This window comes from Herpetosiphon geysericola (assembly GCF_001306135.1).
Classification (GTDB): domain Bacteria; phylum Chloroflexota; class Chloroflexia; order Chloroflexales; family Herpetosiphonaceae; genus Herpetosiphon; species Herpetosiphon geysericola.
Map to the genome: position 1 here is coordinate 271772 of NZ_LGKP01000040.1, position 9754 is coordinate 281525.

Below are 9754 nucleotides of genomic sequence, written 5' to 3' on the forward strand. Positions count from 1 at the left end.
AAGAATGCGTATTTTAGTCACTGGGGCAACTGGTTTTTTGGGTTCGCACACCGCTTTGGCCCTGCAAAAAGCTGGCCATACGGTGCTTGGCTTGGGGCGCCGTTGGCAGCAGGTTCCGCAGCTTGTGCGCGCTGGCATTGAGCCAATTACTGCTGATTTACGCGAGCGTGATGCAGTAATTGCGGCCTGCGCTGGTTGCGATCTGGTGGTGCATAGCGGGGCACTTTCGGCGCCGTGGGGCAGTCGGAGCGATTTTCAGGCAATTAATGTTGACGGAACCGCGCATGTGCTGGCTGGTTGTGCTGCGCACAATATTGGACGCTTGGTGTTTATTTCATCACCAAGCGTTCTTTCCAATGGCCGCGATCAGCTTGATTTAGTCGACACTGCGCCCTATCCGGCGCGACCAATCTCGCTGTATTCAGCCAGCAAACAGCAGGCCGAGCAATTGGTGCTGGCTCATCCAACCCCAAGCGTCATGTTGCGGCCCAAGGCGATTTTTGGCGAAGGCGACCAAGCCTTGTTGCCACGGATTATTGCTGCGGCACGAGCTGGGCGCTTACGTCAATTTGGTGCTGGCCAAAATTTGGTTGATTTAACCTATGTGGAAAACGTGGTGCATGCGATTGAGCTGGCGTTAACTGCACCAGCGGCGCTTGGCAAGGCCTATACAATCACCAACGCCGAACATCCGCAGCTGTGGGCGGTCATTCGGCGGGTGCTGGCAGAGTTGGGCGTGCAGAGCCAGTTGCGGCCAATGCCCTTACCTGTGGCATTGTTGATGGCGCGAATAATGGAAAGTATCAGTGCAGTAACCAAGCGCGAGCCATTATTGACCCGTTATAGCGTGTTGGCCTTGGCGCGTAGCCAAACCCATTCAATCGTTGCAGCTCAACACGATTTGGGCTATCAACCACAAATTAGCCTTGAGCTTGGCATTCAACGCACAATCGCCGCCCTCAAACAGCCAACAAAGGTGGATTAAATGCAGGTTTTCTTGCTGGATACGGGAATTTGCCGCGTGCCCGAATATCATATGTTGCGCGATGGCAGCAGCCAAATTATCGATTGCCATGCAGTTGTGGCCTTGATTGACCATCCTCAGCGTGGTTGGGGCTTGTTTGATGTTGGTTATAGCCAAGCGATGCTCAGTGCAACCGAGCATTTGCCGTGGTCGCTCTATCGGCGGGCTACGCCACTGCGCTTGTCGCCAGCACTAGAAGTGATCAATCAACTGCCAAACTATGGCTTGAGCGCCGCCGATATTAGCTGGATTGTGCTTTCGCATGCGCATGCCGACCACGTCGCCGCGTTGGCCGATTTTCCGCAGGCCGAGTTGTATCTTTCGGCGGCGGCGTTTGAGTTGGTTAGCCAAGTTCAGGGGATTAATGCCTTGCGGCGCGGGATTATCCCAAGCTTATTTCCCCAAAATTGGCACCAACGCCTGCATTTAATTCATACATTTAACGATCAGCCATTGTTTGCCTTGGGCAATAGCCACGATTTGTTTGGCGATGGACTATTGCGCTTGGTTGAATTGCCTGGCCATGCACGCGGCCAAATTGGCATGTATGTTGCCAATCAACGCCCAATCTTGCTGGCTGCTGATGGCGCGTGGCATTCGCGGGCAATTCGCGAACAAGTGTTGCCGCATCCAATCACCTATTTTATGATCGACGATGCTAAGGCCATGGCCACAACCTTGGCGCGCTTGAGTGCGTTTGCCCAAGCCTATCCCGAGGTGTTGATTGTGCCTTGCCATTGCCCAGAAATCTATGCCAGCGAGGTAGCCAACACATGAGCATCAGCGATATGTTAATCACAGGTGCGTATTTTGGGCGAGCGCGTTGGCGTTGGCAATGGCTGAATCGGCAGCGCTTGCGAGATTTTCAAGCTGCCAAGGCGCAACAATTAATTCCTTGGGTGGCCCAACATTCAGCCTTTTATCGCCAGCATTGGCAAGGCCACGACCTGCGCGATTGGCGCAATTTGCCTATGGTTGATAAACGCTTGATGATGGCCAATTTTCGTGAATTCAATACCTTGGAAGTGCCAGCAGCGGCGGCCTTCGATCTGGCGCAACAAGCAGAGCAAGAGCGCGATTTTGTGCCGCGTTTGGGCGATCTGACGGTTGGGCTTTCGTCGGGCACATCGGGGCATCGTGGCTTGTTTTTGCTGAGCCCCGCCGAGCAATTGCTGTGGGTTGGCACGATTTTGGCCCGCACCTTGCACCACATCAAGCCAACCAAAATCGCCTTTTTTCTGCGTGCCAACAGCAATCTTTACCAACAGTTGGGCGGGCGTTTGATTCAATTTCGCTATTTTGATTTGACCCAAGCGCTTGAGCCACAGCTTGCAATGCTAAATACCTACCAGCCAACAATTATCGTTGCGCCGCCTGGGTTGCTGTTGCAATTGCTCGCGGCGGCCCAAAACGGCAAATTGACCCATCGCCCTGAGCGCATGATCAGTGTGGCCGATGCACTAGCCCCAGATGAACAAACGCAGCTCAGCACGTTTTTTGGCATTCCAATCGAGCAAATCTATCAAGCAACCGAAGGTTTGCTGGCCATTTCGTGTGCTCACGGCAGCTTGCACATTCAAGAAGATTTGGTGGCGCTCGATTTTGAGGATTTGGGTCAAGGCCGAGTTACGCCGTATGTAACCGATTTGTGGCGGCGCACCCAGCCAATTATTCGCTATCGCTTGAACGATGTGTTGCGCCTAAGTTCGCAGGCGTGCAGCTGTGGCAGCAGCTTCAAAGTAATCGAGCAAATTGAGGGGCGACGCGATGACATTTGCTACTTTACAGCTCATGGTCAGCGCCAAGCAATGTTCCCTGATAGCTTGCGTCGCGCCATTCTCCTAGCCCATCCGGCAATTCAAGAATATCAAATCATCCAGCCAGCAGATGATCAGCTTCAGGTTCGATTAACCATAACAGATACGGCGGATGCTACATTGGTTAGTACAGCAGTTGAGCAGCAGATTCAGCGCCAACTAGCAGAATATGGTTGTAGCGCGTATCATTTGAGCATCCATTTTGCAGCAATCGATTATGGGACGCTGAATAAACGTCGGCGTGTAATTCGGCAATGAACTATTGCATCTTGGCGCTTGGCTCACGGGGCGATGTACAGCCGTTTATCGCTTTGGCGCTTGGTTTGCAGGCCCAAGGGCATCAGGTTGTTATCGCCGCCGCCCACGATTATTGGGCGCTGGTCGAAGGCTATGGTTGTCGCTTTGCACCCTTGATTGGCTCGATTCAAGCCTTGCTTGATCCTGAGCAAATGGCAGCGGGCTTGGCAGCAGGTCGCGGCGCGATTATCAAACAATTTCTGCACCAAACGCCGCCAATTATTCAGCAATTAATGACCGACGCGTTAGCCGCCTGTCGTGATGCAGATTGTTTGATTGTGGCGAGTTTAGGGTTCTGGCCTGCTTTACATCTCGCTGAGCATTTGCAAATTCCGGTGGTGGTGGTGCATATGCATCCGTATGGCGCTAGCAGCCAAACGGCGCATCATTTTACGCCGCAATTGGCGTGGCCTGCCTATCGCCGCATGAGCTATGCGCTAGCCGAACAAGTGCAATGGCAAGTGTTGCGCATGGCCTTCAATCAAGCGCGGCAACAGGTTTTGCAACGACCAGGCTTGAGTGTCGGTCAACTGTGGCAACGTAGCCGCCAGTTTGAGCCGCCAAGTTTGTATGCCTATAGCGCGTTGGTTGCGCCGCCGCCTGCACGTTGGCAGAACTCTGGCTCAATTACCGGCTATTGGATGCTCGAACCAGCGTCAGATTGGCAAGCGCCAGCGGCAGTGAGTGATTGGCTGGCAGCAGGCCCAGCCCCAATCGCCGTGAGTTTTGGCAGTATGATCCATGGCCAACAGCGGGGCGCGGAATTAAGCCAATTGCTGATTGCAGCCAGCCAAAAAGCCAAGGTGCGATTGATTATCAACCAAGGTTGGGGCGATTTGGCTCAGGGCCAGCTCCCAGCCAATTGCGTTGCAGCTAATGGCTTGGATTATGCTTGGCTGTTTGGGCAAGTTGCGGCGGTGGTGCATCATGGCGGGGCAGGCGTAACGGCAACCGCATTGCATGCCGCCAAGCCAGCGTTGGTCACGCCATTTTTGGGCGACCAATATTTTTGGGGCCAGCGGGTGTATGCTTTAAAAAATGGGCCAGCGCCTGTGCCAGCTAATCGATTGCAGATCGATCGTTTGGCGCAGCTATTGCGCAGCCTGAGCGAACGCACTGATTATCAACTCGCAGCCCAGCAGATCGCCAGCAAACTAGCCACTGAGCATGGCGTACAACAAGCAATCGCATGGCTAGACCAACGATTTTGAACTTTTTAATGACGAGGTAGTACTATGCAGTTTCCTCTGCGCATCGCCGGCATCGGCGCTTACGTTCCAGCAACCATCGTTACCACAAGCGAATTAGCCGAGCGCTTTGGGGTTGATCCAAGCATCATTGAGCGCACTACGGGCATTACCGAGCGCCGTTATGCGGTGGAAGAAACTGCCTTGACGATGGCAGTCCAAGCCTCGCAACAAGCGCTCGCCGATGCCAAGTATGAGCTTGATAGTATCGATTTGATTGTGGTGGCAGCGGCAGGCATGCATCAATACATTCCATGTACCGCCGCATTGTTGCAAAAGGCTTTACAAGCACCAGCGGGTCGGAGCGCATGTTTCGATTTAAACGCTACCTGTTTAAGTTTTCTGTTTGGCTTGCAATTGTTAGCGCCCTTGATTGCCAGCGGAGTATATCAACGGGTGCTGTTGGTCAGCACTGAACGCGCTTCGGTTGCGCTCAACCCCAACGAATGGCAATCGACAGCCTTGTTTGGCGATGCAGCGGCGGCAGTTATTTTGGAGCGTGGCGATGGCAGCAGCAGCCTCGAACGAAGCCAATTTACCACTTGGAGCAATGGTAGCGATTTGATTCAAATTCGCGGCGGCGGCTCTAACCAGCATCCCAATGCAGCCACCACCACGCCTGACATGAATTGGTTTTCGATGCAAGGGCCGTTGGCGTTTCGCTTTGTGTTTCGTGAGCTTCAGGAATTTGTAAAGCAATTTTTGCTCGATCTTGGCTGGCAAAATCACGAAGTCGATGCTTTGATTCCACATCAAGCCAACCGCCATGCAATTGAGCAAGTGCAAGTGCGCTTAGGCTTTACAGCTGATCAAGTGATTAGCAATTTTGCCAAACGTGGCAATTGTGTTGCTGCCTCAATTCCCTTGGCTTTGGCCGAAGCTGTGGCCGAGGGCCGCATCCAACGCGGCAATCGACTGGTGCTACTTGGCTCGGGCGCTGGCATCACCTTGGGCGTGGTGGCCTTAATTTACTAGGAATTGGCAATGGTTGTGTTGATTACTGGGGCTGGCACTGGCCTTGGTCAGGCCATGGCGCTGGCCTTGGCCAAACGGGGTGCGACAATTATTTTGGTTGGTCGGCGCCCAGAAAAGCTAGCCCATAGTGCTGGCTTGATTACCCAGGCAGGCGGCCAAGCGTGGCCAATTGTTTGCGATCTAAGTGATCAGCAGGCGGTGGAAACACTCGCCAACCAGATTAAACACCGCTATCTTCAGCTCGATTTAATCATTCATAATGCAGCAATTTTGGCTGGTGGCGTTTTTGAGCAGCTGCCTGAACAGAACATTTTAGCTGCAATTAATGCCAATCTGGTAGCCCCAATTTGGCTTACCCGCCAACTCTTGCCCAAAGCAATCTTGATTGTGGGCAGCACGGTCAGCAGGGTTGCCATGCCCGGCGCAAGCCTGTATAGCCTGAGCAAAGCGGCACTTGAGGCATGGGGCTTGGCGCTCGCCGCGGAAACCACAATCAGGGTTGTGCGGGCCTATCCGCCAGCCAGCAAAACCGCAATGACCGCTGCTATGGCCAAACAAAGCGGCCACCGTTTTCCCCTAGCCGAGCCAAACCACGTAGGCGAGCACATTATTCGGCACTATTTGGCAGGCGAAACCGAAATTATACTGAGTATCAATGATCGATTGCTTTTTTGGCTGCAACGCTACAGCCCAAAACTGCTCCAAGCATTACTCAAACGCTATCATCGCCAGCTAATCAAGCTTTGGAGCGCCTAGCCCAAGCATTTGACAAACCAAACCCAGCCAATTACAATTGTTGCCTTGTTGATACTTAATATCAATAATTACTAATGAAAGGTTTGGCAATGCGGCGTTTTGGTGCTCAGCTTTCAGGGCTGATTCTGCTTCTCAATCTGTTAATCGCCTGTGGCACAGCCAGCGAAACAACTCAAACAACAACTTCGACGAATGCAACGAGCGAGCAAACGGCCAATCCAAATGGCGTGTTGCGGATTGGTACTGGTATCAATCTGCCAGTTGGTTTGGATGTAGCTCAAGGCTCGACTGGCTACAACATGGTGACCTATGGCGCAGGCGAAACCCTCATGCGCTTTACAGCCGATAACCAGCTTAAGCCGTGGTTGGCCGAAAGCGTCAGCGCGCTCGATGCTACGACCTGGCAAATTAAACTGCGCCAAGGTGTGCGCTTTCACGATGGCAGCGAACTCAAGGCCAGCGATGTAGTTACCTCATTCAACAGTAGCTGGCAAAACTTGAGTGCCGCCAAAAACTTCATTCCTGCAGATAGCAAAACCACAGTGATTGATGATTACACCCTCAACTTGAGCACCAGCCAAGCTGAAGGCAGCATTCCCTATAGCCTTGCCAACTGGAATTTCGTCATTCACAAGCCTGCGCTGAATGGCGTTTCAGTTTTGACTGGCATGTATCAACCAATCAGCCTCGAAAAAGACCAAGAATTGGTGCTCGAACGCTTTGCCAATTATTGGGATGGTCAGGCAGGCCTGCAAAAAATCATTGTCAAGAAAATTCCCGATGCCAATGCCCGTTCTTTGGCGTTGCAAAGCGGCGATTTAGATCTGTTGACCAATGTTGCGCCTGATCTGGCCAGCGGCCTACCAGCAGATATTGAGCTTCAGAGCGTTGCTGGCACGCGTATGCATTATGTTATGTTGGATAGTGCAAATCCACCATTCGATGATCGTTTGGTGCGCCAAGCGCTGACATTGGCAATCGATCGCCAAGCATTGTTGCAAGCGACGCTTGATGGTCAAGGTGCAGTCGCAACCAATCTCTATCCAGCAAGTGTTGGGATTGAACTTGTCGAAGCCCAAATTTTTGATCCAGCCCAAGCAGCCACATTGCTTGACCAAGCAGGCTGGGTTGTCGGCAGCGATGGAATGCGCAGCAAAAATGGCCAACCACTGGCATTTACCTTGCACAGCTACCCAGGCCGCGCCGAACTAACCTTGATGGCAATCGCGATTCAAGCCCAATTAAAAGACCTCGGGATCACCGTCGAGGTCAAGGAAGTGACCGATATTGGCGAAATCGTCGAAAAAGGCAACTTCAACGCCAGTATGTATTCCATCGGCACTTCGCCAGATCCCCAATATACGGTTGGCACGACCCTAATTAAAGGTGCGGCCTACAACTACACTGGCTATAGCAACCCAGCAATTGAAAGCGCTTTTGCAGAGCTACGCGCCGAGCAAGACCATGCCAAACGAATCGCAATTGCCAAGCGGATTCAAACCGAGGTCAAAAACGATCCGGTGAATGTATACCTTGCCAGCCCGCCGCTGATTACGGCCTATCGTAAGGGCAGCCTCAGTGGCTATGTGCCAAATCCCAATGATGTGTATTTGATCACCAAGGAATTGAAACTCAATCAATGAGTACGCTGCTTCGCCACATTGCTGGGCGCTTGCTCAGCGGGCTGATCGTCTTATGGATGGTCAGCGTGCTGGCCTTTCTGATTATTCATGCAGCCCCAGGCGACCCAGCCCGCATGCTGTTGAATGCCAACGGCCTCGATGCGCCGCCAGTCGAAGCGGTCGAGGCCAAACGGCGCGAGCTTGGCCTCGACCAGCCGTTGATTAACCAATATAGCAATTGGATTGGCGGCATTCTACAGGGCAATGTTGGCAACAGCTACCATTCGGGCAAGCCTGTTTGGCTGATGTATCGCGAGCGTTTGCCAGCGACCTTGCTGATGGCAGGCTTGGCCTTGCTGCTCTCACTAAGCATTGCAATCCCCTTGGGCTTGCTCAGTGCTATCAAACGCCACAGTTTATTAGATCATGCGGCGCAACTGTTGGCAGTCATCGGGGCGGCAATTCCTGGCTTTTGGATTGGCTTGGTGCTGATTTTGGTCTTTGCTGCCAAACTGCGTTGGTTGCCAGCCTTGGGCAGTGCCACATTTAAAGGCATGCTTCTGCCAGCTATTATTTTGGCCTTGCCCAATATAGCCCTGACTTCGCGGCTCGTGCGTGCGACGACGCTCGATGTGCTGAATCAACAATACATCGTAACTGCGCGGGCCAAAGGGCGTTCGGAATATGGCTTGTTATTTGCCCATGCCCTGCCTAATGTTGCGGCCAGCCTGATCACCCCAATGAGCCTAGAAATAGCATTTTTGCTGACTGGGACAGTGATTATTGAGCATGTTTTTGCCTATCCTGGGATTGGGCGCATGGCGGTTGAGGCAGCGTTAATTGGCGATATGCCAGTTTTGGGTTTGGCGGTGTTGATTGCAGGAGGAATCTATGTTGTCGCTAACTGGTGCGCTGACCTCGGCATGGCAGCGCTTGACCCACGGCTCCGCCAACTTCACCAACGCTAAACAGGTTGAAGAGCAACGCACAAAGCCGCAATTAAGCAGCATTGGGCGCGTGGCCGCTGGAATGTTGCTGCTCATGGTTGTGGCAGTCAGTATTGGGCCATTATTTTGGCAGGTCGATCCGCTGGCGCAACATATTGGGCAACGGTTGAATCCGCCATCGTTGAGCAATCCGCTTGGCACCGATCAATTTGGGCGTGATGTTTTAGCTCGAATATTGATCGGCGGACGCTGGTCGTTAGCGGGAGCGGCATTAGTTTGCCTTGGCACAAGCTGTTTGGGCTTGTTCATTGGCGCATGTTGCGCCTTGGGGCCGCGCTGGCTGGATTATCTGCTGAGCCGAATCACTGAAACCTTGCAAGCAGTTCCGGCAGTATTATTGGCATTGGCGCTGAGTGCGATTCTGGCGCGCTCGTTTGGTAATTTGCTGCTGGCCTTGGTGTTGACCAATTGGACGTGGTATGCGCGAATGTATCGGGCCTTGATCATGAAAGAATTGGCAATGCCCTATATCGAAGGTGCGCAAGTAATTGGGGTCAAGCCGCTGGGGATATTAACCCGGCATGTGCTGCCCAACCTCTTTGGCGCGATTGTTGTGGTTGCCACGACCAACTTTGGCAGCGTGATTTTGAATCTTTCGGCCTTATCGTTTATTGGCTTTGGCCTCAACCCACCAACGCCTGAATGGGGTAATTTGATTAATGAATCGCGGACATTTTTTCAACGTGAGCCACGCCTGATGATAATTCCTGGCCTGTGCATCGCCACCACCGTGCTTTGGATTAATCTCTTGGGCAATGCCCTGCGCGATCGCGTAGATCATGATAGAAGGTAAGGAAATGGAGATCGGGGTTGGGGGATTAGGGGCATAGGTGGTAACTTAAGCCTCCAATGCACGATTCCATGCGGCGAACCACGCGACGACGGCGGATGCTTGGTGCGGTCGTCGCGTCGTGGATGCCCCAAACAGCCGCCGCATCTGCGGAATCCGCAGTGTCCAATCCGGTGGTAACACCCCCAGCACGCGCTCGCGCAGCACCGTCCATGCCCA

General features: G+C 53.0%; 9 protein-coding genes. All 9 read left to right on the top strand.

Annotated features, from left to right (window positions below; genetic code table 11):
• Window positions 1–4: 4 nt before the first annotated feature.
• Window positions 5–985, top strand: a complete 981-nt coding sequence (locus tag SE18_RS25280; RefSeq protein ID WP_054537259.1) for an NAD-dependent epimerase/dehydratase family protein — start codon at window positions 5–7, stop codon at window positions 983–985.
• Window positions 986–1801 carry an MBL fold metallo-hydrolase gene (locus SE18_RS25285; RefSeq protein ID WP_054537260.1) on the top strand — a complete coding sequence of 272 codons (816 nt, stop codon included), beginning with the start codon at window positions 986–988 and terminating at the stop codon, window positions 1799–1801.
• Window positions 1798–3099, top strand: coding sequence for a F390 synthetase-related protein (locus tag SE18_RS25290; RefSeq protein WP_054537261.1), 1302 nt, complete (start codon window positions 1798–1800; stop codon window positions 3097–3099). Before SE18_RS25285 ends, SE18_RS25290 begins: the two co-directional genes overlap by 4 nt.
• Window positions 3096–4349 carry a glycosyltransferase gene (locus SE18_RS25295; RefSeq protein WP_054537262.1) on the top strand — a complete coding sequence of 418 codons (1254 nt, stop codon included), beginning with the start codon at window positions 3096–3098 and terminating at the stop codon, window positions 4347–4349. The genes SE18_RS25290 and SE18_RS25295 overlap by 4 nt, the downstream gene beginning before the upstream one ends.
• Window positions 4350–4373: 24 nt before the next feature.
• A complete protein-coding gene (locus SE18_RS25300) occupies window positions 4374–5360 on the top strand; it encodes a 3-oxoacyl-ACP synthase III family protein (protein WP_054537263.1) in 987 nt (328 codons plus the stop codon).
• Between the two features lie 9 nt (window positions 5361–5369).
• Window positions 5370–6116: an SDR family NAD(P)-dependent oxidoreductase gene (locus tag SE18_RS25305; protein ID WP_054537264.1), complete on the top strand. Its 747-nt coding sequence runs from the start codon at window positions 5370–5372 to the stop codon at window positions 6114–6116.
• A gap of 89 nt (window positions 6117–6205) precedes the next feature.
• Window positions 6206–7759 (top strand): ABC transporter substrate-binding protein, encoded by a 1554-nt coding sequence (locus SE18_RS25310; RefSeq protein ID WP_054537265.1) that lies wholly within the window; start codon window positions 6206–6208, stop codon window positions 7757–7759.
• Window positions 7756–8706, top strand: coding sequence for an ABC transporter permease (locus SE18_RS25315; RefSeq protein ID WP_054537266.1), 951 nt, complete (start codon window positions 7756–7758; stop codon window positions 8704–8706). The genes SE18_RS25310 and SE18_RS25315 overlap by 4 nt, the downstream gene beginning before the upstream one ends.
• Window positions 8630–9538: an ABC transporter permease gene (locus SE18_RS25320; RefSeq protein ID WP_054537267.1), complete on the top strand. Its 909-nt coding sequence runs from the start codon at window positions 8630–8632 to the stop codon at window positions 9536–9538. The genes SE18_RS25315 and SE18_RS25320 overlap by 77 nt, the downstream gene beginning before the upstream one ends.
• Window positions 9539–9754 lie beyond the last annotated feature (216 nt).

Excerpts from the sequence above, each read along its gene's own strand:
- SE18_RS25285 (WP_054537260.1), top strand. The coding sequence starts at position 986 with ATGCAGGTTTTCTTGCTGGATACGGGAATTTGCCGCGTGCCCGAATAT.
- SE18_RS25295 (WP_054537262.1), top strand. The coding sequence starts at position 3,096 with ATGAACTATTGCATCTTGGCGCTTGGCTCACGGGGCGATGTACAGCCG.
- SE18_RS25280 (WP_054537259.1), top strand. The coding sequence starts at position 5 with ATGCGTATTTTAGTCACTGGGGCAACTGGTTTTTTGGGTTCGCACACC.
- SE18_RS25310 (WP_054537265.1), top strand. The coding sequence starts at position 6,206 with ATGCGGCGTTTTGGTGCTCAGCTTTCAGGGCTGATTCTGCTTCTCAAT.
- SE18_RS25305 (WP_054537264.1), top strand. The coding sequence starts at position 5,370 with ATGGTTGTGTTGATTACTGGGGCTGGCACTGGCCTTGGTCAGGCCATG.
- SE18_RS25315 (WP_054537266.1), top strand. The coding sequence starts at position 7,756 with ATGAGTACGCTGCTTCGCCACATTGCTGGGCGCTTGCTCAGCGGGCTG.
- SE18_RS25320 (WP_054537267.1), top strand. The coding sequence starts at position 8,630 with ATGTTGTCGCTAACTGGTGCGCTGACCTCGGCATGGCAGCGCTTGACC.
- SE18_RS25300 (WP_054537263.1), top strand. The coding sequence starts at position 4,374 with ATGCAGTTTCCTCTGCGCATCGCCGGCATCGGCGCTTACGTTCCAGCA.
- SE18_RS25290 (WP_054537261.1), top strand. The coding sequence starts at position 1,798 with ATGAGCATCAGCGATATGTTAATCACAGGTGCGTATTTTGGGCGAGCG.